Origin of the sequence: Lentzea xinjiangensis, from assembly GCF_900110955.1 — a bacterium.
GTDB lineage: Bacteria > Actinomycetota > Actinomycetes > Mycobacteriales > Pseudonocardiaceae > Lentzea > Lentzea xinjiangensis.
The window spans coordinates 277,246-300,876 of the sequence record NZ_FOFR01000006.1; the positions used below are offsets into that span (position 1 = coordinate 277,246).

The window sequence follows — 23,631 nt, forward strand, 5'->3', positions numbered from 1 at the left end:
AACGGCAGGTCCGCGGCTCGTCCACCTGCGGAGGCCGGGAGCTGTTGAAGATTTTCGTAGCTCTCGGTGTCGGGTGGTGAGGTGGATCAGCGGGTAGTGGAATTGCCGCGGGAGCCGTTCGGCCGTTGCGCGGGTCGATGGCCGCCGGGGTCGCGGGCCGAGCCGGTGAACCGGGCGGTGCCGGGACGTGCTCGTCGGCACCGCTGCGCGGCCTCGGCGGCCCACCCGCGGAACGGGCCGCGTCCGCGTGGTCGACGTGACCGCCGCATCCGTCCGATCGGCGTGGCTCGCCGCGTCCCGCGAGTCCCGCCGGACCCCGTCGATCGGGAGGCGCCGCACAACGGATCGGTGGCGGACACCCGAGATCCCAAGATCATCCACTGTGGACTCGAACCGGCCGTCACACCACGGCGTTACCTTGCCCTGAAAGGAGTTTCGGGCAAGACCGCGCGGGTACTCGCCGCCCGAGACCAGGAGGTGAGAACGTGCCGCGAGAACGATTCGCGCGGGGGAACCGGAAAAGCGCGTGGCGGAACGCCGCCCGTTCTGTCTTCTGTGGACTCCCCGCGCCGGACCGCCGGCCGGTGACCGAGCCGGCGTGGACCTGACCGGAACCGGAGAAGGACCCCCATGCGTCTTGGAGTGCTGGACATCGGGTCGAACTCGGCGCAGCTGCAGATCGTGGACGTCCGCGCGGGCGCACCGCCGCTGCCCGCCCACTGCGTGAAGGAACCGACCCTGCTCGGTGAGGCCATCCGCCCCGACGGCCTCATCGACGAAGACGGTGTCCGGCGGGTGGTGCGAGCGGTGAAGGACGCCGTCGGAGCCGCGTACCTGCACGGCGTCGACCAGCTCTACACGTTCGCCACCTCCGCGATCCGCGACGCGGCCAACCGCGAGGAGATCATCGACGAGATCGAGCGGGTGGCCGGCATCCGGCCGCAGTTCCTGTCCGGCCAGCAGGAAGCGCGGCTCACCTACTTCGCGGCGCACCGCTGGTACGGCTGGTCGGCGGGACGGCTGCTCCTGCTCGACATCGGCGGCGGCTCGATGGAGATCGCCCTCGGCCGCGACGCCGAGCCCGAGCTGGCCCTGTCGCTGCCCGTCGGCGCGGGACGGCTGACCCGTGCGTTCCTGCACGACGACCCACCGAGCCGCGCGCAGCTCAGGGCGTTGCGCAAGCACGTCCACGACACCCTGGGCGAGGTGGTCAACCGGCTGCGGTGGGAGAGCGTGCCGCAACGCGTCGTCGCGACGTCGAAGACCTTCAAGCAGCTGGCCCGCCTGGCGGGAGCGGCATCGCAGCGGGAGGGGCCCTTCGTGACCAGGATGCTGCACGTCCGGGACGTCAGGGAGTGGATCCCGCGGCTGGCCCGGCTCTCGGCCAAGGAGCGCGGCCGGTTGCGCGGCGTGTCCCAGCCGCGGGCGCGGCAGATCCTCGCGGGCGCCGTCGTCGCCCACGCCACCATGTCGGCTCTCGGGGTCGAGCAGGTGCGGATCTGCCCGTGGGCGCTGCGCGAGGGCATCATGTTGCAGCACCTCGCGGCGATGTCGGACCAGGAGGTGGCGCTGCCGTTGCAACCGCTGGTCCGCCTGCCCGGCTCCACCGACGCCACGGTCACGCCGCTGCGGGCGGAACAGCCGGGCCGGGAGCCCTAGACCCGCGCGGGCGTTTGGCGGCAGGTCCGGCCGGGTACACCGGCCTGACGTGCCCGGTGCGAAGCCGGCCGGTCACGTGTCAGGGCAGCACGGTGCGTGGTGTCCCATCTCTGCAGGAAGAGCGACGGCATGACCCAGTCAGCTCGGCGACCGCTGCTCATCTCCGTGAGAACCGTCGACGCCGGCGCCCGCGCGCCGATCACCTCCGTCCGCGGCGAGATCGACATGTGCACCGGTCACGTGGTCGACGACGAGGTCGACACCCAGCTCGCGACCGGGCCGCGGCTGTTCGTCCTCGACCTCACCGGCGTCACCTTCATGGGGTCGACCGGCGTTCAGGTGGTGCTGCGCAGCGATCAGCGGGCCGTCGAGCAGCGGACCGCGTTCGCGCTCGTCGCCGGCGCGGGTCTCGTCCGGCGCGTCCTGGGGATCACCGGGGTCGACGACCTGGTCGACGTGCACTGGACGGTGCCGGACGCCCTGCGGGCGATCGGCTGATGGTGATCAGGCTGCTCCGTGACCGTCGACGATGAACCCGCCCACGCCCTGGTCATGGACTTCCCGATCGGCCCGGACCTGGAGCTGACCGATCTCCGCCGCGAGGTCGGCGCGGTGCTGCACTCCCTCGGCGCGGACCACTGCTACGACGTGCTCCTAGTGGTGTCGGAGCTGGTGAGCAACGTGCTGGACCACACGAGGGGCACTGGCCGGCTCCGCCTCCTGCACGGCCGGGCTCCCTGCGAGGTCACGATCGAGGTCGACGACTCCTCCCCGCAGCACCCGGTCAAGGGGCGCTCACGGCTGGGCGGGCACCGCGGCAGGGGTCTGGTGATGATCGACAACGCCACGAGCGAGTGGGGTTCGACCCCGGCGCCGGGCGGCGGCAAGACGGTGTTCGCCGTCGTTCCTTGCGTCACAACGCGAAGCGCGCCAGGAACGTGCCGGTGACGTCAGTGGCCGCCGCAGCCCGGTCCGAAGTGGACTGATCCGGTCGGCTACGAGGCGTCCAGGAGAGCCAGGAACTCGGCTCGCGTGCGCTCGATGCGGGCTCCCAGTTCGAGCGCCGGTGCGCTCTTGCCGGACGAGAGCTCGGCGCGGGCGACGGTGCGCGCTTCCTCGAACTGGGTGCGCAGCAGCTGCTCCAGGTGCTGGTCGAAGGCGGTGTCCCGGGCGCTTCCGAGCGCCGCCAGCTCCGCGGTCGTGATCATGCCGGGCATGTCGTGGCCGTCGTGCAGACCGGTCTCCTGCCTGCCGGCCAGGGCGAGCAGCTCCCTGGCCACCGCCAGCTCCGCCCGGTAGCCGGCCTCGACCCGGCTCGCCACCGGGCGCAGCGCGGAGCCGGGCCTGGTCGCCGCCACCGTGACCGCCGCGAGCGCGGACTCGTTCTGCGGGATCACCAGCTCCACGAACGCCAGGTCGGTGGGCGACAGGCCGGCCGGTCCCGGACTGGGCTGCACCGAACCGGCCGGCAACGAACCGGCCGGCAACGAACCGGCCGGTGCCGGACCGGCTGGCGGGGCCGCGGCGACTGTCGCGCCGCAGCCCGCCACCACCAGGACCGCCGCGATGGCGAGAACCCTCACTACGGACGGCCGTCCGGTCCGCACTTTACGATCCGGTTGATGCAGTCGCGCACGCGCTGCGCCATCTCGGCTTCCGGCCAGGCGTTGAAGAAGTCGCCGTGCATCGTGTAGCCGGGGCCGGACGCCAGCTTGAAGCGCGCCGGGTCGCCGCTCACCGGGTAGCGCAGCACCTGGCGCAGCTTCGGCACCGGCACGGGGTGCGTCGCCGGGCAGTCGCCCGCGACCGGGTAGGCCATGTGGCTCTTGTGGTCGGCGGAGTCCAGGTCCTTGCCGTTCCAGCACTGCGGGAAGTCCAGGTAGGACTCCATCATCGTGCCCGCCGGGCAGTTCACGAAGTCCTTGGAGGCGCCGACGTGACCGGCGTGCAGGCACGACCAGCGCGACCTCGTGCTGTCGTCGGGTGCGGTGGCCTTGGCGTTGCCCGCGACGACCCGCAGCCCGTACGGCAGCGGCCGGGTGCGGGCGATCACGTCGTCGCGCACTCCTTCACCGAGGTAGTAGAAGGTCGTGCCGGTCGGCTCGACGGGCTGGCCGTCGACCAGCAGCGTGGGCACCCAGTACGACGACAGGTCGGCCTTGGGGCTGCACGTGCTGGTGGCCTTGGCGAGGCTCTCGACGTCGGAGTGGGCGTTGGTCGAGACGTTGCCGAAGAAGCTGTGCAGGTGCGAGACACCGGGCAGGTTCGGGAAGACGATCGGGTCGTCCGGCAGCCGGTGCGTGAACGGGCACTCGGCGACGAACTCCGCGACGCGCACGGCGTTCGGCGGGATCGGCTCCTGCGCGGGCAGGGCGACCGCCTCGGTGGTCGCGGGGGCGGGGACGGACGTGCCGGTCGATCCGGGCGCGGTCGTCGTGGGGTCGGCCGCCGTGGCCTGCGCCTGCGTCTGCGCCCGCGCCGGGGAGGTCGCGGCCGGGCTCGCCGAGATCGCCACCTTCGGTGGCTTGGGCGGGGAGAAGAACATCGCGTTCGCGGTCACCGCGGAGGCCGCGACGCCGGCCACGGAGAGGACGGCGATCAGGACGCGCCTCCGCAACCGCGACGTGGTGGGGGCGTGGGTCATCGAAGGTCCTTTCGAGCAGGGTGAACTGACACAGGGGTGGTGCGGATCGGGAGCGGCGCGGGCTCAGCCCGCGTCGCGGTAGGCCTGACCGGCCTGGTTGGGGATGCCGCCGGGGGCGTAGAGGCCGGTGCCCGGCTTGTCGGCGGGCAGCGCGAACCACGCGTACCGCTCCAGGTACGGCAGGCTCTCCAGCATCGCGCCGGAACCGCGGGCGAACGCCGCGAGCTCCGCCTGGGACGGGTAGCGCGGGGAACCGCCCGAGAAGTCGATGAGCGAGTACTCGGTGAGCCACACCGGTTTGCCGTACCGCTTGTGCACCGCGTCGAGGTAGTTCTTCAGGTGCCCGACGGCGGCCGCGCTGAAGTCCGAGCCGTACCAGTGCACCGCGATGAAGTCGACGCGCAGACCTCGTTGCGCCGCACCGGTCATGAACCGGTCGAGCCAGCCGCCCGGCTTGTCACCGCTGTGCGCGACCGCGGGACTGCCGAGCCGCAGCCCGGTCGCGGACAGCTTCGGCCACAGGTCGAGCGCCTGCTCCGGCGACATGTTCGCCTGGTCGGGGAAGTCCGGCTCGTTGAACCCGAGCAGCACCTTGCCGTTCGCCTTCGCGCGGGCGAGCGTGGCGTCGTCGGTGAACTTCGCGCCCCAGATCATCGGCACGAACTCGACGTTCGGCGGCGTGACGACACCGTCGGGGTGCACCGCCCAGTTGTAGTACCAGCCCGCCCGGACGTCGGTGAGCGCCTTGCCGACACCGTCGAAGTTCCACGTGCTGACGCCCTTCTTCGCCGAGGCCGCGACGGAGGCCGGGGGAGCGGGCGCGACGGGCTTGGCGACCGTCGTCGTCGCCGGTGGTGGCTGGGGCGACGGTGCCGACGACGGTGCCGACGAAAGGGGTGTGGTGGTGGGCGGTGTCGTCGTGGGCGTGCTGGAGATGCTGGTCGTGGTCGCCCGGGCGACCGGCTCCTCGCGCGAGGGCAGCACGGCGACCACGACGCCCGCGGCCAGCACCGCGGCCGCGGCGGCCGCGAGCGGTTTCACCAGCGTCCCCTGCAGGAACAGGCTGAGTTTGCCGGTGGTGACGGGGTCCGCCGCGACCGGGGAGGTGCCCACCTGCGACCCGGCGAGCAGCGGCTGCTCGAACCCGAACGCGGCGGGCAGCGGCACCAGCGGCAGCCGGGCGATGAGCCCCTCGACTGCCGCCAGGTCGTGACCGCAGCGCTCGCAGCGGGCACAGGCGCGGCTGTGCCGGGCGATCCGCTTGCGCCACAACGGGCTGGGGTCGCCGTCCCAGTCCGCGACCACGTCGGCGAGCTCGGGGCAGCGCGGCGTGCGCTCCAGCGCCCGCACCACGATGCGGGCGGCGTCGAGCTGCGCTTTGACGCGCTGCACCCGCACGGCGGTGTGCTGCGGCGTCAGTTCGAGCGCGGTGGCGACCTCCGCGCGGGTCAGCCGCCCGGCCGCTTCCAGCCACCACAGCGACAGCAGCTCGCGCTCGTCCGCGCTGAGCCACCGGGTCGCCGCCACGACCTCGCGCCGCTGCCCCGACAGGTGCAGGCGCATGATCGTGAGGTCGACGAAGTCCGCGCCGGGATCGGCGACGTCGTCGGGCACCGGACCGGTGACCGGCACCCGCTGGCGTTCGCGGTGCCGCAGCCGGATCTGGTTCATCGCGATCACGACGAGCCACGACCGGAACCCGGCGGGATCGCGCAGCGACGACAGCCCGTGCACCGCCCGGAGCATGGTCTCCTGGACCACGTCGTCGGTGTCCGCGTGACCGCCGAGCGCGTGCCCCACGATGTTGTAGACGAGGGGCAGGTATCCGGCCACCAGGTCGTCCAACGCGCGCTGGTCGCCGTCGCGCGCGGCCACCACCGTCGCGACGCCGGGTTCCTCGGCCACCGCCATGTCCACCTCACTTGCCGGTCCAGGGTTCTCTGACCAGGAGATGTCCCGGGCGACCGGCGATAACGAAAACCTCGCCGACTTTTTCGAGCGCTCTGCTGACCGCGGGTGAAGCCGGCGGTGAGCCACCCTACGGCTCGGGCCGGCAGCGCCGCGAGGCCGGCGTCGAGGGTGCGCAATCCGGTCGACCACGCGCAGGACCGCTGGTACGAACGGCACATGTGGCGGTACCTGTGGTCGGCCGGACTGGCTCGCCTCGCCGACGAGATGGTGTTGTTCGCGCTGGTCCTGCTGGTCGCGGACCGCACGGGGAGCGTGCTGCTGACGGCGCTCACCACGGCGGGGTACACGTTGCCCGCGGTCGTCACCGGTCCGGTGCTCGGGGCGTGGCTCGACCGCACCGGACGGCCGCTCCTCGCACTCGCGGGCAACCAGTTCCTGCTCGCCGGCACGGCGTTGTGCCTGGTCTTCGTGCCGCCGCCCGGCATGCCCCTGCTCGCGGTGCTCGCGGGGCTGGCGCTGCCGATGACGAGCGGCGGGTTCACCGGCATGCTGCCCAGGCTCGGCGTCGACCTGCCGCGGGTGACCGCCTACGACTCGGTGCTGTTCAGCGCCACCGCGATCGTGGGGCCCGCGCTGGCAGGCGGGATCGCGTTCACGTGGTCTCCCGCGGTCGCGATGGTCGCGGTGTGCCTGCTGGGCGTGCTCGGCGGGCTGTGCACGCTGCGGCTCGTGCTCGGTCCGGCGCCGGTGTCGTCGCACCCGTCGCTCGTCCTGGCGTTGCGGGCCGGGGCGCGGCACCTCGTCCGGACGGCGCCGCTGCGGGCGGCCACGGTCGCGTCGGTGCTGAGCTTCGCCGGGTTCGGGATGCTGGTCGTGGCGCTGCCGTGGCTGGTCGAGTCCACCGGCGCGGACCGGAGCCTGGGCGGTGTGGTGATGGCCGTGCTCGACGTCGGCTGCGTCATCTCGGTGCTGGCGCTGCGGCCGCACCTGCCCCGATGGCTTCCGGAACGCGTCCTGTTCGTGACGATCGCCGCCTTCGGGGTGGCGCTCGTGCCGTGGGCGTTCGCGGAGACCATCGGGTGGCTGCTCGCCTTCGCGCTGCTGGCCGGGCTGGTGCAGGGGCCGGCGCTGACCTCGTTGATCACCGCCCGGCAGCGCTACAGCCCGCCGGAGCTGCTGGGCCAGGTGTCGACGACCGGGGCGAGCCTCAAGATCGGCGCGTTCTCGCTGGGCGCGCTGCTCACCGGTCTGCTGCCGCAAGGCCCCGGCGTCGTCGTGCTGGTCGTCGCCGCCTGCCAGCTCGTCGCGGTCGCGGCGGGACTCGTCAGCGGCCGCGCCACGCGCGCACCGGTGCCGTAGCCGCTCAGCGCCGCCCGCCGCGTGCCGAGTAGGCGGCGACCCCGGCCACGAAGAGCACACCGGCCGTCCACGTCGTCACCGCGTCGTCCGGCGGGCCGAGCGGCCACGTGGCGATCCGGCCGGGCAGCGAGTCGCCGGGCGGCACCATCGCCGCCACCGCCCACCACAGCACCGGGGCGGCGGGAGCGAACCGGGCCCCCGCCACCGTCGCCGCCAGCCCGGCCAGCCCGATCATGCCCGCGGTGTCGCGCACGACGAACGCGGCGTCGAACGGCTCCTGCCCGAGCTGCTGCACGAGCAGCACCGAGACCGCGGCCGGCACGGCGGCGGCCACGAGGTGCCCGAACCGCCACAGCGGCCACGGCACGGCCGTCGACGAGTCCAGTTCCGGGTCCTGCCCCGCGAGACCCACCGTCACGACCAGAACGGCGGCCAGCGACGTCAGCGACGCGCTGAGCGCGGTCCACGGTGTGTGCAACGCCAACCACGCGACGAACACCACGACAGGCAGAACCACCAGGGCCGCGGGCACTCCGCGCGACCGCGCGTACAACGCGAGCTGCCTCATCACGCCGCCCTCAGCACGTCGAGCGCGCGCGAGGAGTCCTGGCACTCCAGCAACATCTCCCGCACCTGTGCCACGCGCCTGAGCTGTTCCTGCGGGGACTGGCTCCGCAGGGCCTGCCAGGCGGCCTCGACCTCGGAACGCGAGCGCGTGTTCGTCCACACGTACGGCTCGGAAGCCAGTTCGGCGAGCCCGCCGTTGAAGTAGCCGGCCGTCAGGTAGCGCACGACGGCTTCCTGGACGTCGATGGTGTTCGGCGTGGAGCAGTCGGCGACGCCCGCGCCGGCGAGCAGCTCCAGCCGCAACTGCGCCGGGGGCATGGTGAGCACCCGCGGATATCCCTGCGACCGCACGTAGACGACGTCGCGGCTGCGTTGCGGCGCGGTGAGGTAGGCCATCGCGGAGGTGTCCTCCCGGACCTCGGTGGGCGGGCCGGGCAGCACCGCGAGCGCGGCCAGCACCTCCCGGCCGACCGCGGCCACCACGGGCAGGCGGTCCTCGTGGGCCCGGCTCACGCAGACCCGGCCGTCGCAGACCAGCTCGCCCGCGAGGGAGTCCGTCACCAGCACGCCGGAGAGCTTGCTCGGCATGATCGACAAGGCGAGGGCCACCGCCAGCCCGGCCGGGACCAGCGCCGCGAGCCGTCCGGACCAGGAGCGCGCCACCAGCAGCAGGAACGCCGTCACCCCGAGCCCGGTGAACCACACGATCTGCCCGATGTCGACCGACGTCGACGTCGTCACGAGGTCCGAGCTCGGTGGGTCGAGGACCGGCACCAGCAGTGCCAGCCGGGACACCTCGTCGTCGGCGGTCCGCCCGTCCAGCGCCCGCCCCGCCGCGGTCGCCACCATGAACGTCGCCACCAGCGCCACCGGCACGGTCAGCGGGTGGGGCAGCAGCCGCCCCACGGCGAGGCCCAGCAGGACGCTCGACGCCAGCGCGATCACCACGGTCACCATGAGCGGGAGGAAGCCGACGGAGACGAACCCGCCGCCGAACGCGACCACGGCGACCACACCCGCGCACAGCAGCGCGGTGGCAGCGGCGACCACAGCCGCCACCGCCGAAGCGAGCGTGCCCAGCCGGACCCAGCCGGGCCGTGACGTCGCGGAGAACAGCTCGGTCACCCCGGCCCGGCTGTCCCGCATGCCCTGGAAGACGGCGAGGCCGACCACGAGCGCCCACACGTACGCGAGCGGCAGCCGGAGCTCGAGCACCGCCGAGGTCGAGTTGCCCTTCCACCTCGCGTTCGCCGACGTGACCAGCACGAGCATCCCCGCGCCGGAGACGAGGACGAGCAACCCGGCCCAGAGCGCGGTCGAGCGCCGCAGTTCGATGCGCAACCCGGTCACCAGGCACCTCCGCCGGTCCGCGCGCTGATCAGCGCCGAGTAGCCGCGCTCGATGGGGCTGTCGCCCACGTGGGCGTCCGTTCCCGCGGTGGCGAGATCGGCCGGGGTCCCCTGGAACACCGCGGATCCCTCCGACACGAGCACCACGTCGGTGCACGCCGCCGCGACGTCCTCGACCAGGTGCGTCGAGATCAGCACGCACGCCTGCTGCCCGAGCTCGACCACCAGCTCGCGGAACCGCAGCCGTTGCGCGGGATCGAGGCCGACCGTGGGTTCGTCCAGCAGCAGCACCTCCGGCTCGTTGACGATCGCCTGCGCGATGCCGACCCGGCGGACCATGCCGCCGGACAACGTCTTGAGCTTGTCGTCGGCGCGGTCGGTCAGCCCCACCCGTTCCAGTGCGCGGTGCACGGCGCCGGGGATCGACGCCGGCGGCATCTCCTTCAACCAGGCCAGGTACTCGACGAACTCGCGGACCTTGAACCGCTTGTAGAAGCCGAAGTGCTGCGGCAGGTACCCCAGCCGCCGCCGCACCGGCCTGAGCCGGCCGCTCACCGGCGTGCCCAGCAACGACAACGATCCCGCGGTGGGCGCCTGCACCGTCGCCAGCGTCCTGATCAGGGTCGTCTTGCCCGCGCCGTTCGGGCCGAGCAGCCCGTGCACACCGCGGCCGAGCCGCAGGTCCAGCCCGTTCACCGCGTTGCGGCCACGGCGGCCGCCCACGCGCACCACCAGGCCGTCGGCCTCGATTCCGTTCATCGTGATCTCCTCGTGCGGCTTGCCCTTCACCTTCGGCAAGACGGCACACAGGCGGCCGCGGTTCTCGATTTCCCGTGACCGGCAACACATTTCTTCACCACGACCCCCGCTCGCGCCGGGTGGCGAGCACCGCGCTGTAGCCGCGTTCGATCGGGCTGTCGCCGGGGTGCTCGGCCGTGCCCGCGGCGGCGAGCCGGGCGGGGGTGCCCTGGAAGACGAGTTTCCCCTCGGAAAGCAGCACCACGTCCGTGCACGCGGCGGCGACGTCTTCCACCAGGTGGGTCGAGACGACCACGCACGCGTCGGCGCCCAGCTCCACGAGCAGCTCGCGGAACCGCAGCCGTTGCGCGGGGTCGAGGCCCACGGTGGGTTCGTCCAGCAGCAGCACCTCCGGGTCGTTGACGATCGCCTGCGCGATGCCGACCCGGCGGACCATGCCGCCGGACAACGTCTTGAGCTTGTCGTCGGCGCGGTCGGCGAGCCCCACCCGGTCGACGGCGCGCTGCACGGCGGCCGGGACATCGCGGGAGGGCATCTCCTTGAGCCACGCCACGTACGCGACGAACTCGCGGACCGTGAACCGCCGGTAGTGCCCGAACTCCTGCGGCAGGTACCCGGTGCGGCGGCGCACCTCGCGCAGGTCCGTCCCGCCCAGCAGCGACAGCGCACCGGAAGCCGGCCGCAGCACGGTGGCGAGCGCGCGGATGAGCGTCGTCTTGCCCGCGCCGTTGGGGCCGAGCAGGCCGTGCACGCCCCGGCCCAGGGTGAGGGTGACGTCGTCGACGGCCATCCGCCGCCCGGCCTTGACGCGCAGGCCGCGCGCCTCGATCTCCCAGGCGTAGGTGGTGGGCGCGGTCATCGGTTCGCCTCCAGTCGCGTGAACGCCATCCTGCGCGCCGCGATCACGACCAGCCCCGCGGCGAGCGCCCCGGCCCACACCGGCGTGGCGGCCGCGTCGAGTGCGATGGGCATCCGGCTGAACGCGAAGGTCGGCGCGACGATGGCGGCGGCCCAGGCCACGACGAGACCGATCGCGGCACGGGTGATGCCGACCAGCGCGCCGAGAGCGAGCGTGCCGACGGTGAACGCGAGGCAGGGCAGCAGCCACCGGGCGGGCGCGACGTCGGTCAGCAGGCCGGCCACCGCCAGCCCGGGAACGACCACGGCCAGCACGGACGCCGTCCGCCGGAACAGCAACGGCAACCCCGCGCGCGGCGTGGCGGCGGTGAGCTCGTGCGCGGGGTCGAACGACCGCCCCCAGGACGCGGCGACCCCGAGCACCGGCAGCACCGGCGCGACCAGCAGCACCAGCGGCACCTGCCCGCCCGCGGTCGTGCCCGCCTGGTCGAGCCCCACCGCCGCCGCGGTGACGAGCAGCATCATGGCGAGCCACGGCCCCGCCGCCGGAGAGACCCAGCCGTGCAGCAGCCGCCGCCACGGCCGGGCACGCGGCATCTGCGGCGTGCGCGCGACGAGCGGGGCCAGATCGGCCCACACCGCCGTGGCGAGCGGGTCGGGGGCGAGCCGGCCGCGGCAGGGGGCACAGGTTTCCAGGTGCGCCTCGACCGCCCACAGCTCGTCGGCGGCGATGTCGTCGTCGCCGCGCGCGTAGCGGCGCAGCAGGTGCTCTCCCGGGTGGTTCGCGGTCATGCCAGCGCCTCCTCGGTCGCGGTTCGTGCGGGGCTGACGCGGGTGCTGTGCTCGGGTGCCGCTCGTGGTCGGTGTCCGTGGTGCCGGTTGGGGGGAGCGGCTGGCGGATGTGGGGTTGTGCTGGCGCCTTTAGCGATGCGGTTCAGGCGACGGGCGTCGGTGCTGTGCGGGTGCGGCGGTTCTCCGGATCCGGTGGACGCGCCTGGCCGCGACCGCGCGGGATCAGTGCTCGGCGCGCGGCCGATGACGGCGCCGCCGGAACAGCCGAGCGGGTGCGGGGTCATGTCAGCGCCTCCCTCATCGCGATCCGGGCTCGCCGGGCGCGGGTCTTGACCGTCCCCTCCGGCACGCCGAGCAGGAGCGAGGTCTCCCGGACCGAGAGTCCGTCGAGCACCATCGCCTGCAACACCTGCCGCAGCTCGGGCGCCAGTCTGCGCAACGCGTCCCCGACCTCGTCGCCGACCACCCCGTCCAGCACCGACTCCTCGGCGGCCGGGGTGGTGCGCGACGGCGCGGCGGCGGCCGGTGGCTGGGCGTGGTGCGCGCGGCGGCGGAAGGCGTCGATCAGGCGGCGGGCGGCGATGGTCCACAGCCAGCCGACCGCGCTGCCCCCGGCGGTGGCGCCGGCGAACGCGTCCGCCGCGCGCCACACCGCCAGGTAGGTCTCCTGCAGCACCTCGGCGACGATCTGCTCGTCCGAGCAGCGCCTGCGCAGCCGCACCGTCAGCCACGGCGAGGTGCGGCGGTACAGCTCCTCGAACGCGCCGCGGTCGCCCCGTGCGACTCGGCGCACGAGCTGTTCCTCGTCGAGGTCGGCCGGCTCACCCCGGATGGCTCTCACACTCCGCAAGACGTCGGGCGCGCGGTTCAGGTTCTCGCGAAGCTGTGGTGTGCGTCACGGCGACGCGCCGAGCAGGTCGTGTGGTCAACCCGGGTGGACGGACGACCATCCACGGTCCCGTCCGTCCGAAGAGGATCCGCGGGCTCAGCCGATGATCACGTCATCCTCGCCGCCGGCCCACGTCGGCTAGAGTGTGAGCGCAGGGCCGTTGATCGGCTCGTCCACTCGCTTCGTCACCTCCGCGGTCTGCGCCCACGTCGGTTGTGGCTCCGCAGCGACCTGAGGAAGACGGGGTTCTCATGGCACCGGCAACGCCCATCAGCGACGATCGGGGTCTGCCACGGGCGAAGCCCGCTCCCTCCGCCACGTCGGAGGGCGCACACCTGCTGGCCGGCGCTCTCGAGCGCTACGTGCGGAAGGTCGCCGAGGCGCTGGAGGTGCCGCGCGACGGCATCAGCTGCGAGGTGACGGACACCGCCACCGCGTACATCGCGCTCGGGGGCCGTGCGGTGGAGTACCCGGGCCGTGACGTCATGCTCGCCTGGAGCGCGACGAGGGGCTGGACGGTGTCGATCGAGACCGATCCCGCCGAGCCGCCCATCGTCCTCGCCCGCTCGACGGGGGACGTCGTGCCCGCGCCGGAAGCGGTGGCACGTCTCGTGGCCGACTCCATGACGCACCGGGGCGTGCGGGAGTTCCCGGCGGCCGGGGTGCAGCTCATGGGGTGGTCGGACCTCGCCGAGTGCATGGAACGCCACGCACCCCAGACGGACGACTGATCGTGCCGGAGGGCGGGCCACCGCGTGGTGTCCCGCCCCCTTCCGGCGTCAGAGAACGCGGACGCTTACGGCCTGCGGCCCCTTGGCGCCGGCGCCGACCTCGAACTCCACGGCCTGGTTGTCCGGGATGCCCTGGTGGTCGTAGTCCTGGACCTCGGAGTGGTGCACGAAGAGGTCCGGGCCGCCGCCCTCAGGGGCGATGAAGCCGAATCCCTTGGTGCCGTTGAACCACTTGACGGTTCCCTGGGTCATCGAAGAGCTCCTTCGGTCGACCGGAACACGCCGAGCGCCTCCGGGGAGGCCGGGTCCGCGGACAGGTCGTGCGGCAGGCGCGGTTCACCACTCGGCGCGAGGTCCGACAGGCCCAGCATCAGCAGCAGGTCCCGGCAGTCGTCCGCGTCGCGGGAGTGCTCCGCGACCCTGCGCGCCGCGTGGCGCTGCTGGACGGCTTCCGCCTTTCCCGCGGCGATGCGGGCTTCGGCGAAGCAGGTGGCGGCGCCCTTGGCCTTGGCCTGCGGTGTGGTCGGCATCATGCGTGCACCAGCCTTGCTGAGAGCCACGTCCCGGTGACCTCGGCCCGGCGGGGCGGCGGCGGCAGGTGGAGACCGCTCGGCGTGCCGTGGGCTGAGAAGATCCGGAGGAGCGGGGAGGAGTGAGGGCGATCCGGCGGCAAGCCGGTGCTCCAATCTCCGGCCGGAGGAGAAAGCACCGGACCGGACTGGAAGGGGGCCGTGGCGGCTGGGTGCCGGCAACTGGAACCCCAACGAGCCCGACCCTACCCCACGGAACGCGGATCCACGGGAGAAGAGGGGTTTCGCCACGGCCGCGACATGGGCGGGTGGCACGTTCGGGTGAGGCACCCGAGCGCCCAGGGCTTCGGCGCCGCGAGTGCCGTCAGCGTGCTTCGGCCGTGTGCGCCACGGGGGAGTGAGCGGCGCTGCGCCCGCGCTCGGGAACGGCGCAGGGCGAGGTGGGCCGCCATACCCGACCGGCGGCAGGGCCGAGACGCGGCGGACCGCTTCGGGCGAGAACCCGCGGTCGTCACGGCCGCCCGGTGGCCGGGAGCGGGCGTGACGTCGGACGGCTCGTGCCGCCGGGGAAACAGGCTCCACATCGGACGGACGGCCCGGTGGAACCGGGGGTTCAGTGCTCCGAGGAGGGCCGCTGGGCCGGTACGGGTTCCTGGAAGAGGTTCGTCCAGGACGGCTGGTCGGCGTCGAGCGCGCTCGGCGTCGCGTGCGAGCTGTGCGTCTCGGGGTGGCTGAACAGCTGGTCGGGCGTGTGCAGGGTCATCGGGTGCTTTCCGTTCGGGAACAGGGCAGGTGGTGTGGTGCTCGTGGTTCTGGCTTGCTTCGCGTCCTGTGCGTGGCCGTGGCTGGGCGGTGCCGAGCCGGGCGACTGCGTGGCGCGTGGGTTCGGGGGTGCTGTGCGCATCCATCCCTGCCGCTGACGGTACACCTCATCGGGACCGCGTGCGCCGGAAAGGCCGTTTTCGCGTCTCAGCGGTTCGACGAGGGGAACTGCCCGTCCGCGCTGCCGAGGGCGATGAGGCCGGTGTACTGGTCCTGCCACGACCGCTCGGTGGCGAGCAGGTCGGCGAGGAGCTGGACCCACCGGGCGTCCACGGGCGGTGTCGCACCCGAGGCCAGGTGGCGCGCTGTCTCCTCGCGGGCTTTGAGCCATTCGGACAACGTGGGTGCGAGCGCCGGGCCGCCCTGTTCATCGGTCATGGGGTGACAGTACTGCGCCTTCGCGGGCACGTCCTCGCCAGCGCACCGGTCCGTCTACTGTGGACCGACGTGGCCGGGCGCCGGTGGGAGGAGGTGCGTTCGGGGTCCTAGTCGTTGCGGCGCAACGAGTCGACGGCTTCCGGCACGCTGCCGAACATCGGCAGCGCCTCGTCCAGGCCGCTGAGCTCCAGGGTGCGCAAGGCCGCGCGGCCGCTGGCCACGACGCCGAGCGGGACGCCTTCCCGCGCCGCGGTCCGCTGGACCTCGACCAGCATCGACAGGCCCGACGAGCCGAGGAACTCCAGCGCGAGGTCGACGACCAGCCCCCTGGGCAGTGACCGCAGTTGCGCTTCGAGCGCGGCACGCATCTGGTCGGTGTTCGCCAGGTCGACCTCGCCGGTCATCGTGACCACGACGACGCCGCCGTCGACGAGGACCTCCGTCCGCGCGAGCTCGGGGCGTTGCACGCCGTCGCCCATCGTCGGCCACTCCTTCCACCCACGCTGCTGGAGGTGTTCCTCCCGGCATGATCACCGGAAGCCGGGTGAACGCTACGGCGGTTGCGCGGCAACCTCAACTCGGTCCCGCCCGCTGTCAGCCGGTCCGGCCGCGGCGGGCGCGCGGCTTGGCCGAGCGCGGGGGAGCGGCGCGCATGTGGTCGCGAACGCGGCCGAGGACGTCGTTGAGGGTGGTGAGGTCGCGCTGCTGGAGCGGTTCGAACAGCAGGCGCCGGACGACGTCGACGTGACCGGGCAGCACCTGCGCGACGAGGGCGCGGCCGGCGTCGGTCAGGGTGACGATGACGCTGCGTTCGTCGTCCGGGGCGGGTGACCGGGTGATGAGGCCGCGCTTCTCCAGCAGCCCGGCCTGGTACGTGATGCCGCTGCGGCTGTAGACGACGCCGTCGGCGAGGTCGGTCATGCGCAGCTTGCCGTCCTTGGCGTCGCTCAGGCGGGCGAGGATCTGGAACTGCACGTAGCTCAGGTCGCCGTCGGCACGCAGGTGTTCGTCGACGGTGTGCTGGAGCAGGCTGCTGACCTCCATCAGGGCGAAGTACGCGCCAAGCTGGTCTGCGTCCAGTGGTGTTCCGTGGCTCACCCCCTCACTCTACTTGCTTCGGATTCGAAGCGTGCTGTGGTCGAACCCCGCCGGCTCTGGCGTCGCCTGACCGCACCGCGTCACGGCGGTCATCCTCGCGGACGGGGGCTCATCCGGTGCTCACGGGCGTCTGCTCCCGCCGGCTCTTCTCCCGCCGAGTTTTCTCCCTGTGGGCAGGCGGGGCGAAGACGCGCTGGACGATGAAGTACTCGGCGACGAGCACGTTGCCGAGCAGGGACAGCCACGCGCTCACGGTGTAGACCTCCCGGTACTCCAGCCAGGTGTCCGAGTCCACCAACGCGAGGAGCGGTAGCTGGTAGAGCCTCAGCGTCACCGCGGCGAACGTGAGCGCGTAGTTGCGGATCATCCAGACCCGGTGCAGCCGCACCTCGCCCCGCCGGATCGCGCGGTAGCCCTTCGCGGCGGTGTAGAGCCACGCCACGATCAGCACGAAGAACGCGACCTGCAGCGCCAACCCGCTCTTGGTGACCGCGGACGAGTAGACGGCGGCGAGCGCGGCGACGACGACGGAGATCAGGTAGACCTGGCCCGTCACCCGGTGCAACCGGGGATGGCGCCGCCTTGACCGGGCTGCTGTCGGCGAGCGGCGCGTTGCCCGCGGCTCGCGTGGTCCGGTGAGGTCCACCGCCGGGCGAAGGAGCTGGAGCGCGGCAACTGGGGCCGAGGCGGTGGGGACCGCGGTGGCCGGGATCACGGCCACGGCCACGGTAATCACGACCCTCCCGTGACGGCCTGGCCATCACGGGACGGGGAGGACCGTGCGCCCGCCCGCGTCCGCGCACGCTCAGGGGCAAGGGGAGAACAGCTTGCGCGTACCGGGACCGTCGTAGGCGGCGCGGTCGGTGAACCGGCAGCCTAAGGCGGGCGCGGCGACCGCGCCGCGGTCACCCACCACGTCACCCGCGGGCTTCGCTCCGCCGCCGGCCCACGTCACGAGGTCGGACCACGCCGCACCGGCTTCCGCCGGCGAGAACTCGCAGTGGTCCACCGTGCGGATCGCCCGCTGCACCAACCACCTCGACTGGCCGTTGCGGGCGACGTCGGCCCGGTAGTCCTGTTCCATCGAGAACGGGACGAAGAGGTCGCCCAGGCCGTGCAGGGAGAGCACCGGCACCCGCGGCTTGCCCGCGATCCTCGGCACCTCGGTGAGCGCGGGGGACAGGCGCGACCGCCAGTCGCGCGGCGCCACCCGCTGCACCTCGCGGTCGAGGTCGACCGGGGAGTCCGGCCGGTAGCGGGTGCCGAGGTTCGTCGCCAGCCGGCCGGGGTCGCGGGCGAGCGGGGCGTCCTCGTCGGGCGGCGTGGCGAGGCCGAACAGGAAGTCCTTCCAGAACGCGAAAGCGGGCGCGTCGCCGGGCCGCGGTCCGCCGCTGCGTTCGACGACGGTCGCGCGGAACTGGGCGCCGCGGTCGGTGACGGTGTCCGGGCCGCCGGGAACGAGAGTGCTCAGGCCGAGCTCCCGCTGGATGCGCGGCACCACCGCCGTGAGGTAGTCGGCCGGCACCGGGTAGGCGCGGATCCCGGCGAGCGCCTGCGCTGTCGCCTGGTAGTCGAGGAAGAAGTCGAACAGCTCGTGGTCGCCGAGCACGCCGCACATCGGCAGCGCGCCGTCGTAGAAGCCGGGGAACTGCTCCAGCGAACGGCCGATGACGTGCCCGCCCATCGACACCCCCGCGATGAGGACCTGCTTCGGCCGGGCGACCAGCGTGCCGAAGTGCTTCGCCAGGTCGTGCGTCGCCAGGACGCCGGCGCGGACGTCGTAGCCGTTGGCGTAGTACGAGGACGCGGCCCAGGCGTACCCCTGGCCGAGCATCCTCGCGCGTAGGCCGTAGCCCGGCGGGTCCACGGTGAGCACGGTGCCGGTACCGCGGTAGCCGTGGGCCCACATGGCCAGCCGGCCGTTCCACTTCGCGGGCACCTCGACGATGTACGCCGAGTGCCGGTGGACGCCCTGCAACACCCTCGTCGGCTGCCCGTCGACGACCTGCGGCGGCAACGGCGGGTTGTTGATGGTGTAGCCGGGCAACGGCTGGTCGCCGGGCACACCGCGGGCGGTGCCCGGCGGGGCGTGCAGCGGTTCCGCCGACGCGGGCGCACCGCCGGCGAAGAGCACGAGCCCCAGCAACGACACCACGAGCCGTGTTCGCATGCCACAACCTCCATCGGCTTCCCGCGTCGGCTCATTGCACCCGGCGGAGCCGCCCCGGTCACCCCCTCAACGGCCGAATGAGGTCTCGCCGGCGGTGGGCTGTGCGTGACGACCGGCCACTCGGAGCAATCGTGAATAGGCCGAATGCATGAATGTCGGTGGAATTCGTATCAGGGGCACCTGCGGCGCGGATCAGGTGGCTGACACAGCGAGCGGCGAAGTCACCGTCCGTGCTCGACCGGACAGCCCTCGCAGTCGGAAGGTGAGTGAACGCGATGGCACTCGACGATGGCGACGCCCTCTGGTACTGGAACGGCAACGTCTCCCGCACGAAGAACATCCCGCAGGCCGAGTGGTTCGGGACCAGTGCGCCGCACGACTACGACGATCACGGCTGGGAGATCTCCAACTTCGTGGTGTACGCGGGGGAGGTCGCGGAAGGACAGCCGCACATGAAAGGCGGCAAAGGCAGCTTCTCCTGGCTCAACAACAACCCCGGCAACATCACCGCCGGTGGGCCGGCGTACGGGGCCTTTCCCGGCAAGGTGAACTGGCACAACTTCCTGATCTTCCCGTCCTGGGACCTCGGGTACGACGCGATCCGGCAGCTCCTGCGCGGGCCCGGTTACGCGCACCTGTCGATCCTCGCGGCGTTCCAGCGGTACGCGCCAGCCTCCGACGGCAACGACCCGGTGAGGTACGCCAACAAGGTCGCCGCGGCGGTCGGGCGGGACGTCCACACGATCGTCGGCGACCTCACCGACGACGAGATGGTGGAGATGCAGAACGCGATCACCGACATGGAGGGCGCGGTCGCCGGGTGGACGTACCTGCGAGACGATCCCGCGCTGCCGCAAGCCGTTCGCGACGCGATCTGGTCGTAGCGCCATGAGCAACCCCGTCCACACGCAGACCGCGGTCGCCGCGGACGCGGCGCACTGGGACGTCGGCGGCCACCGGATCTGGGAGAGCACGGATCCGGGTGTGCTGCTCCACCACCGCACCGGGTTGCGGTTCGCCGCCGATTCCGCCGGCCGGCCGATCGCCACCGTTACGCGTCACCTCGACTGGACCGGCGAGGGTTACGAGACGACCGGGGGAGCCGCGACGTTCGAGTTCCTCGGGGCGGACAGCGAAGACATGGCAGCGGTGCTCTCGCTGCAGGACACGTGGACGCGCGCCGTGCGGGCAGGTGGCTACCGCGGTCCGGATCCGCGCTACCGGCCGCTACCGGTGCGCGACGCCGTTCTGTCGGCCGAGCTCGACGCCGCGGACGCCACGCTCCCAGGGCCGCCCGGCGGCACCACGTTGCAGGTCGGCCTCACCGCCGCGGGGGCGGACGCGTGGGCGGCGGCGGTCACCGGACGACGTCCCGTCGCCGGCACGATCAGGTTGAGCTGCTCGTACCCGAGGCTGATGCCGCCGGCGACGGCCGTCGTCCGGTTGCACGGCCGGAAGGTCTACAACGGACTATCCGCGTCGCTGGACCGGGCGGCGGACGGTGAGCTGTCCGGCACCGCGGCGGAGATCCGCGCCGCGTGGGCGGGCCTGGTGCGCGGCGGGGCGGTCGAGGTGACCTTCAGCGGAGCGCCGGCGGGGGAGCTGGTCGCCGTCCGGGACGGCCTCGTCGACCAGATCAGGGAGAACCTGTTCGACCTGATGTTCGCGGTGCGTCCCGGTGCGACGACCGGGCCACCGGTCCACGTGCTGCGGTGGAAGCGGGCCGCCGACGTGCCGGACCTGCCGTTGACCGTCACGGTCGGCGGGTTGACGTGGCTCACCACCACCCTGGAGGCGAGCGTCGCCGAACTGCTGGCACGTCTGGACTCCGGCGTGGTCCACGACGTGCGCTCCGCGGTGTCGGTTCCCGTGACGGTCGACGTCGCCCCGTGCGACCTCGTCGCGTCCGTGGTGGTGTCACTGGACTTCGGTGACCTCCGGCCACCGGAGGTGCACACCTTCGACAAGGCGGGTGGCACCCGCAGGGTGACGGTGACGACCGAGCACCCCGGGCAGTTCAGCGTCGGGTACCGGGCGCAGCTCGTCTTCAGCCCTCCGCGGCTTCCGGTCGTGCCGGTGCGCGGGAGCACCTCACCCGGCGACCCGCACGTCCTGCTGCGGCCGGAACGGTGGCTGGCGCGGCAGGAGTTCCTCCTGGTCGTGTCCGAGGACGGCCGGGCGGGCACCTGGCAGGAGTCGGACACGATGACGGTGAGCACCAGGTGCGGGGGTGCTGTCCGGTCGGCCGCCGTGACACCCGGCCTGCCGGTGACGATCACCCACGCGGTCGTGGACGATCGGCCCGCCCAGTGCGCGCTGACCGTGGCCGGTTCTGTCGGCGGCGTGCTCGTCCAGGGCACCCGCGAGTGCCGGGTGGACGGTGGGACCGTGCTCATCCTGGTGGAGAACGGTGCGTTGCGGATCATCACCGCCGACGACCCGTTCGACGGGCCGCGCGGCGAACCGGTGGTGCGGCGGGAGATCCCGCCGGACGCCGAGGCCGGGCGGGGGATCGCGGTGACCTCGCCCGTGGCGCTCGTGCCGCAGCCCACCACCGTGTCGGGCTGGGCGGCGGCCATCGCGATGGTGGCCGGTGCCCGCGAGCGGAAGCCGATCACGGCCGCGCAGGTGGCCGGTGACGCCGGGATGGACCTCGACACCCCGTACGAGTGGCCCAGGATCCGGGAGGCGGCCGGCGCGTGGCGGCTGGCCGAGGAACTGGTCGCGGGCCTGTCACCGCGGGACTGGGCGGCGCTGCTGCTGGACTGGGGCCCCATCTGGGTCGTCCGGCCGGACTCGCCGCACCGCGGCGTCGTCGTCAGCGGCATCACCGGCGACGGCACGCCCGAGGGCACTTCGGTGCGGGTCAACGACCCGTGGCCACCGGCCACCGGCGCCGTCGCGCACGTCACCTTCATCCGGTTCGACCGCGAGTTCGGCGCCGGCGCCCGGACCGCGCTGGTGCACGGCTGACCGCCAGGCACCCGACAACGAGGAGAAACGATCATGTCAACATTTCTCACCGAGGGCGTGCCGGTCAGCCTGTCCGGGGCGCTCGGCTCCGCGGGCAACTACACGCTCTTCAACTGCGACCAGCCCAACCTCGTGCTCTACGTCGCCCGGCAGCCGCGGCTGGTGCTGGACGACCGGGGCAAGCCGGGAGTCGCGGTCACGACCTACACGACGCAGCAGCCCGACGGCAGCATCAAGATCGCCAGCGGTGCGGCGACCATCGCCGTCAACACCACGCCGTCCATGGACGCGGCGACGATCGACCAGGCCAAGGCGCTCGTCGCGGCCCAGGGCGTCGCCGATCCCGCCCTGGTCCGGTTCCACCCGCTCACCACCCAGAAGGGCAAGGCGAGGCTCAACCTGCCGACCGTGGCCGGCGCCGCGGACCAGGCGCACAACGAGCGAGACGTCGGGACTCCCGGCGGATCGCTGTCGTTCCTGGCGAACCTCACGGAGGTCGGCGCGCTGGAGTGGGCGCAGGGCATCCGCACCGGCAGCGGGATCAACGGTGACATCACCATCAGCTACGAGTACCTGCGCCGGATGCCGGACATCGGCGCCGAGGTGCGCGTGCACGGGCGCCGCATGTTCGAGCACCTCTCGGCCGCGCTCGACGTGAGCTACAACGGGTTCTTCTACGGCGGCAGTGCCAAGCTCGAGGCCGCGTGGGACGAGATGACCCGCACCGGCGCCGTCGAGGTCGTGTTCTTCAACCAGGGCCTGCCGCCCGACCTGGAGGCCCTGCGCCAGGAGATGGTCAAGACGTTCTCCCAGCAGGCGCAGAAGATCCTGTTCGAGCAGATCTTCGCCCCGATGCCGCAGGTGGCGCCGGCCCACGCCGAGCACGGCGGCGGGTTCTTCGGCGGCGCGAACTTCGCGCTCAAGTGGCAGCAGCAGTCCGACTCGATCGACTTCACCCAGCGCATCGAGTTCCGGGGCACCACCTGGCTCAACCAGAGCATGGACATCTCGCTGGCCGCGCTGTTCAGCGGTCTCGACCCGGCCTGCCTCACCAACGTGCCCGCCCAGCAGGCGTTCGACTCCGTGGTCCTGGTCGACGCGGACGAGCAGCTCGAGAGCGCCTCGGTGTCGCTGAGCTACAGCGAGGGCTCCATCCCCAGGGCGCCGGTGTTCGGCAAGGAGGGCGGCACCGAGCGCTACACCGTGGTCAGCACCAGGCCCACCGACGTCGTCGTCAACTGCGTCACCCAGCTCAACTTCACGACGCCCAGGTGGCCGATCGTCAAGGACGTGCAGAAGCGGACCGTCGGCGAGGGCGGCGACCAGATGGTGATCAAGGCTTCGGCGTCGGTCGGCCGCACCGAGATCTACCTGTTCGTCACCGAGAACGATCGGATCGTCCTCAACCCGGCCACGCCCGCCGAGGACTTCCTCGTCCTCAACGTCAGCTACGAGGGGCCGCACCTGAGCGCGCCCCTGCGCGACTCGGCTCGTCTCGACACCGCGACCCCGGTGACCTTCGCCTACCCGCTCGACCTGCAGGGCAGGCAGGGCGTCGCGAAGTTCAGCGCGTTCGGGCAGATCGGCGGCCGCATCCGGCGGGCACCGGAGACGGTGATCCCGCCGGTCGACACCGCGGTGTTCATCCTCGCCGACCTGACGACGGGCACCGTCCGCCTGGTCACGAGCGAGACCCAGCTACCGGAGGCCGGCGGTGTCGCGGCCGCCCTCGTGCGCGGTCAGGCGCGGCCGGTCGTCGTGGACCTCACGCCCCGGCGGCCGGACCAGGAGACGAGACCGCACCGGCCCAAGCCGCTGCCCGCGCGGCGGCCGGAGGGCGCGAAGCGGCCACAACCGGAGAAGCCTCGGCCGGAGAAGGAGCGCCCGGCCGGTCCCACGCCTCCCGGCCGTCCCGGCGAGGTGGTGCGGGGCTGGACGATCGGGGTCGAGTACGGCCGCGACGGCACGTCGCTGTGGGTGCGGCTGGCCGACGGCTCGTCCCGGCAGGTGCGGCTGCGCCCGTCCGACGACTGGAGCGCGTTCGAGAAGGAGAGCCGCGACGTCGAGGTCCGCCTCGACGCGAGTGGCGAGTACGTCGAGACCATCCGGACCACGCTCACCGTCTGATCCGGCCAGCCCGGG

The 23,631-nt window shown here is 72.8% G+C and carries 25 protein-coding genes; 8 read left to right on the forward strand and 17 right to left on the reverse strand.

The genetic code is table 11. From position 1 onward, the window contains the following. Positions 1 to 630: 630 nt before the first annotated feature. The 3 genes from BMW88_RS16510 (at position 631) to BMW88_RS16520 (ending at position 2,607) form a co-directional block, all read left to right on the forward strand. The gene (locus BMW88_RS16510) at positions 631 to 1,659 is read left to right on the forward strand and encodes a Ppx/GppA phosphatase family protein (protein WP_089951590.1); all 1,029 of its coding nucleotides are present in this window, start codon (positions 631 to 633) and stop codon (positions 1,657 to 1,659) included. A gap of 129 nt (positions 1,660 to 1,788) precedes the next feature. Beyond that, complete coding sequence (locus tag BMW88_RS16515) at positions 1,789 to 2,157, forward strand: STAS domain-containing protein (RefSeq protein ID WP_089951591.1); 369 nt, start codon at positions 1,789 to 1,791, stop codon at positions 2,155 to 2,157. A gap of 18 nt (positions 2,158 to 2,175) precedes the next feature. Further along, the gene (locus BMW88_RS16520; RefSeq protein ID WP_089951592.1) at positions 2,176 to 2,607 is read left to right on the forward strand and encodes an ATP-binding protein; all 432 of its coding nucleotides are present in this window, start codon (positions 2,176 to 2,178) and stop codon (positions 2,605 to 2,607) included. Positions 2,608 to 2,654: 47 nt separating this feature from the next. On the opposite strand, the gene BMW88_RS16525 is transcribed toward BMW88_RS16520, so the two are convergent. From BMW88_RS16525 to BMW88_RS16535, 3 genes are all read right to left on the reverse strand, one after another. Further along, entirely contained in the window at positions 2,655 to 3,242 is a 588-nt protein-coding gene (locus BMW88_RS16525; RefSeq protein ID WP_177221134.1) for a DUF305 domain-containing protein, read from the reverse strand. After that, a complete protein-coding gene (locus tag BMW88_RS16530) occupies positions 3,242 to 4,303 on the reverse strand; it encodes a DUF1996 domain-containing protein (RefSeq protein WP_218148086.1) in 1,062 nt (353 codons plus the stop codon). The genes BMW88_RS16525 and BMW88_RS16530 overlap by 1 nt, the downstream gene beginning before the upstream one ends. A gap of 63 nt (positions 4,304 to 4,366) precedes the next feature. Continuing rightward, positions 4,367 to 6,214, reverse strand: a complete 1,848-nt coding sequence (locus BMW88_RS16535; RefSeq protein ID WP_089951594.1) for a sigma-70 family RNA polymerase sigma factor — start codon at positions 6,212 to 6,214, stop codon at positions 4,367 to 4,369. Between the two features lie 117 nt (positions 6,215 to 6,331). On the opposite strand from BMW88_RS16535, the gene BMW88_RS16540 reads away from it, so the two are divergent. Beyond that, positions 6,332 to 7,573 carry an MFS transporter gene (locus BMW88_RS16540; RefSeq protein ID WP_245777834.1) on the forward strand — a complete coding sequence of 414 codons (1,242 nt, stop codon included), beginning with the start codon at positions 6,332 to 6,334 and terminating at the stop codon, positions 7,571 to 7,573. 4 nt (positions 7,574 to 7,577) lie between these two features. On the opposite strand, the gene BMW88_RS16545 is transcribed toward BMW88_RS16540, so the two are convergent. The 6 genes from BMW88_RS16545 to BMW88_RS16570 form a co-directional block, all read right to left on the reverse strand. After that, positions 7,578 to 8,144, reverse strand: coding sequence for a hypothetical protein (locus BMW88_RS16545; RefSeq protein WP_143116103.1), 567 nt, complete (start codon positions 8,142 to 8,144; stop codon positions 7,578 to 7,580). Next, positions 8,141 to 9,490: a hypothetical protein gene (locus BMW88_RS16550; protein WP_089951596.1), complete on the reverse strand. Its 1,350-nt coding sequence runs from the start codon at positions 9,488 to 9,490 to the stop codon at positions 8,141 to 8,143. The genes BMW88_RS16545 and BMW88_RS16550 overlap by 4 nt, the downstream gene beginning before the upstream one ends. Further along, entirely contained in the window at positions 9,487 to 10,248 is a 762-nt protein-coding gene (locus BMW88_RS16555) for an ABC transporter ATP-binding protein (RefSeq protein ID WP_089951680.1), read from the reverse strand. Before BMW88_RS16555 ends, BMW88_RS16550 begins: the two co-directional genes overlap by 4 nt. 94 nt (positions 10,249 to 10,342) lie before the next feature. Then, a complete protein-coding gene (locus BMW88_RS16560; protein WP_089951597.1) occupies positions 10,343 to 11,107 on the reverse strand; it encodes an ABC transporter ATP-binding protein in 765 nt (254 codons plus the stop codon). Beyond that, the gene (locus BMW88_RS16565; protein WP_089951598.1) at positions 11,104 to 11,898 is read right to left on the reverse strand and encodes a zf-HC2 domain-containing protein; all 795 of its coding nucleotides are present in this window, start codon (positions 11,896 to 11,898) and stop codon (positions 11,104 to 11,106) included. Before BMW88_RS16565 ends, BMW88_RS16560 begins: the two co-directional genes overlap by 4 nt. Before the next feature lie 280 nt (positions 11,899 to 12,178). Continuing rightward, positions 12,179 to 12,730, reverse strand: a complete 552-nt coding sequence (locus BMW88_RS16570) for an RNA polymerase sigma factor (protein WP_089951682.1) — start codon at positions 12,728 to 12,730, stop codon at positions 12,179 to 12,181. 308 nt (positions 12,731 to 13,038) lie between these two features. Here BMW88_RS16570 and BMW88_RS16575 point away from each other — a divergent pair, with 308 nt between their 5' ends. Beyond that, complete coding sequence (locus tag BMW88_RS16575) at positions 13,039 to 13,518, forward strand: DUF6292 family protein (RefSeq protein WP_089951599.1); 480 nt, start codon at positions 13,039 to 13,041, stop codon at positions 13,516 to 13,518. 48 nt (positions 13,519 to 13,566) lie between these two features. On the opposite strand, the gene BMW88_RS16580 is transcribed toward BMW88_RS16575, so the two are convergent. From BMW88_RS16580 to BMW88_RS16610, 8 genes are all read right to left on the reverse strand, one after another. Further along, positions 13,567 to 13,770, reverse strand: coding sequence for a cold-shock protein (locus tag BMW88_RS16580; RefSeq protein ID WP_089951600.1), 204 nt, complete (start codon positions 13,768 to 13,770; stop codon positions 13,567 to 13,569). Then, positions 13,767 to 14,051, reverse strand: a complete 285-nt coding sequence (locus tag BMW88_RS16585) for a hypothetical protein (protein ID WP_089951601.1) — start codon at positions 14,049 to 14,051, stop codon at positions 13,767 to 13,769. The genes BMW88_RS16580 and BMW88_RS16585 overlap by 4 nt, the downstream gene beginning before the upstream one ends. A gap of 610 nt (positions 14,052 to 14,661) precedes the next feature. After that, complete coding sequence (locus BMW88_RS41890; protein WP_177221135.1) at positions 14,662 to 14,811, reverse strand: hypothetical protein; 150 nt, start codon at positions 14,809 to 14,811, stop codon at positions 14,662 to 14,664. Positions 14,812 to 15,017: 206 nt separating this feature from the next. Continuing rightward, positions 15,018 to 15,248: a hypothetical protein gene (locus BMW88_RS16590; RefSeq protein ID WP_089951602.1), complete on the reverse strand. Its 231-nt coding sequence runs from the start codon at positions 15,246 to 15,248 to the stop codon at positions 15,018 to 15,020. 107 nt (positions 15,249 to 15,355) lie between these two features. Next, positions 15,356 to 15,727, reverse strand: coding sequence for an STAS domain-containing protein (locus BMW88_RS16595; RefSeq protein ID WP_089951603.1), 372 nt, complete (start codon positions 15,725 to 15,727; stop codon positions 15,356 to 15,358). Between the two features lie 115 nt (positions 15,728 to 15,842). Next, positions 15,843 to 16,346 carry a MarR family winged helix-turn-helix transcriptional regulator gene (locus tag BMW88_RS16600; protein ID WP_089951604.1) on the reverse strand — a complete coding sequence of 168 codons (504 nt, stop codon included), beginning with the start codon at positions 16,344 to 16,346 and terminating at the stop codon, positions 15,843 to 15,845. A gap of 109 nt (positions 16,347 to 16,455) precedes the next feature. Continuing rightward, positions 16,456 to 16,902, reverse strand: a complete 447-nt coding sequence (locus tag BMW88_RS16605; RefSeq protein WP_245777848.1) for a DUF2306 domain-containing protein — start codon at positions 16,900 to 16,902, stop codon at positions 16,456 to 16,458. A gap of 249 nt (positions 16,903 to 17,151) precedes the next feature. After that, the gene (locus BMW88_RS16610; protein WP_089951606.1) at positions 17,152 to 18,516 is read right to left on the reverse strand and encodes an alpha/beta hydrolase family protein; all 1,365 of its coding nucleotides are present in this window, start codon (positions 18,514 to 18,516) and stop codon (positions 17,152 to 17,154) included. Positions 18,517 to 18,791: 275 nt separating this feature from the next. Between BMW88_RS16610 and BMW88_RS16615 the strand changes: the two genes are divergently transcribed. The 3 genes from BMW88_RS16615 to BMW88_RS16625 are packed head-to-tail and all read left to right on the forward strand — an operon-like array spanning position 18,792 to position 23,616. Next, positions 18,792 to 19,400 carry a hypothetical protein gene (locus BMW88_RS16615; RefSeq protein WP_089951607.1) on the forward strand — a complete coding sequence of 203 codons (609 nt, stop codon included), beginning with the start codon at positions 18,792 to 18,794 and terminating at the stop codon, positions 19,398 to 19,400. Between the two features lie 4 nt (positions 19,401 to 19,404). Beyond that, the gene (locus tag BMW88_RS16620) at positions 19,405 to 21,489 is read left to right on the forward strand and encodes a papain-like cysteine protease family protein (RefSeq protein ID WP_089951608.1); all 2,085 of its coding nucleotides are present in this window, start codon (positions 19,405 to 19,407) and stop codon (positions 21,487 to 21,489) included. 33 nt (positions 21,490 to 21,522) lie between these two features. Next, on the forward strand, positions 21,523 to 23,616 hold the full coding sequence (locus BMW88_RS16625; RefSeq protein WP_143116104.1) for a hypothetical protein: 2,094 nt from the start codon (positions 21,523 to 21,525) through the stop codon (positions 23,614 to 23,616). The last annotated feature ends 15 nt before the right edge of the window (positions 23,617 to 23,631 follow it).

Bases quoted from the DNA above. Each gene is read 5' to 3' on its own strand.
- BMW88_RS16510 (WP_089951590.1), top strand. From the start codon at position 631: ATGCGTCTTGGAGTGCTGGACATCGGGTCGAACTCGGCGCAGCTGCAG.
- BMW88_RS16515 (WP_089951591.1), top strand. From the start codon at position 1,789: ATGACCCAGTCAGCTCGGCGACCGCTGCTCATCTCCGTGAGAACCGTC.
- BMW88_RS16530 (WP_218148086.1), bottom strand. From the start codon at position 4,303: ATGACCCACGCCCCCACCACGTCGCGGTTGCGGAGGCGCGTCCTGATC.
- BMW88_RS16535 (WP_089951594.1), bottom strand. From the start codon at position 6,214: ATGGCGGTGGCCGAGGAACCCGGCGTCGCGACGGTGGTGGCCGCGCGC.
- BMW88_RS16555 (WP_089951680.1), bottom strand. From the start codon at position 10,248: ATGAACGGAATCGAGGCCGACGGCCTGGTGGTGCGCGTGGGCGGCCGC.
- BMW88_RS16560 (WP_089951597.1), bottom strand. From the start codon at position 11,107: ATGACCGCGCCCACCACCTACGCCTGGGAGATCGAGGCGCGCGGCCTG.
- BMW88_RS16565 (WP_089951598.1), bottom strand. From the start codon at position 11,898: ATGACCGCGAACCACCCGGGAGAGCACCTGCTGCGCCGCTACGCGCGC.
- BMW88_RS16575 (WP_089951599.1), top strand. From the start codon at position 13,039: ATGGCACCGGCAACGCCCATCAGCGACGATCGGGGTCTGCCACGGGCG.
- BMW88_RS16580 (WP_089951600.1), bottom strand. From the start codon at position 13,770: ATGACCCAGGGAACCGTCAAGTGGTTCAACGGCACCAAGGGATTCGGC.
- BMW88_RS16585 (WP_089951601.1), bottom strand. From the start codon at position 14,051: ATGATGCCGACCACACCGCAGGCCAAGGCCAAGGGCGCCGCCACCTGC.
- BMW88_RS41890 (WP_177221135.1), bottom strand. From the start codon at position 14,811: ATGACCCTGCACACGCCCGACCAGCTGTTCAGCCACCCCGAGACGCAC.
- BMW88_RS16590 (WP_089951602.1), bottom strand. From the start codon at position 15,248: ATGACCGATGAACAGGGCGGCCCGGCGCTCGCACCCACGTTGTCCGAA.
- BMW88_RS16595 (WP_089951603.1), bottom strand. From the start codon at position 15,727: ATGGGCGACGGCGTGCAACGCCCCGAGCTCGCGCGGACGGAGGTCCTC.
- BMW88_RS16610 (WP_089951606.1), bottom strand. From the start codon at position 18,516: ATGCGAACACGGCTCGTGGTGTCGTTGCTGGGGCTCGTGCTCTTCGCC.
- BMW88_RS16615 (WP_089951607.1), top strand. From the start codon at position 18,792: ATGGCACTCGACGATGGCGACGCCCTCTGGTACTGGAACGGCAACGTC.
- BMW88_RS16620 (WP_089951608.1), top strand. From the start codon at position 19,405: ATGAGCAACCCCGTCCACACGCAGACCGCGGTCGCCGCGGACGCGGCG.
- BMW88_RS16625 (WP_143116104.1), top strand. From the start codon at position 21,523: ATGTCAACATTTCTCACCGAGGGCGTGCCGGTCAGCCTGTCCGGGGCG.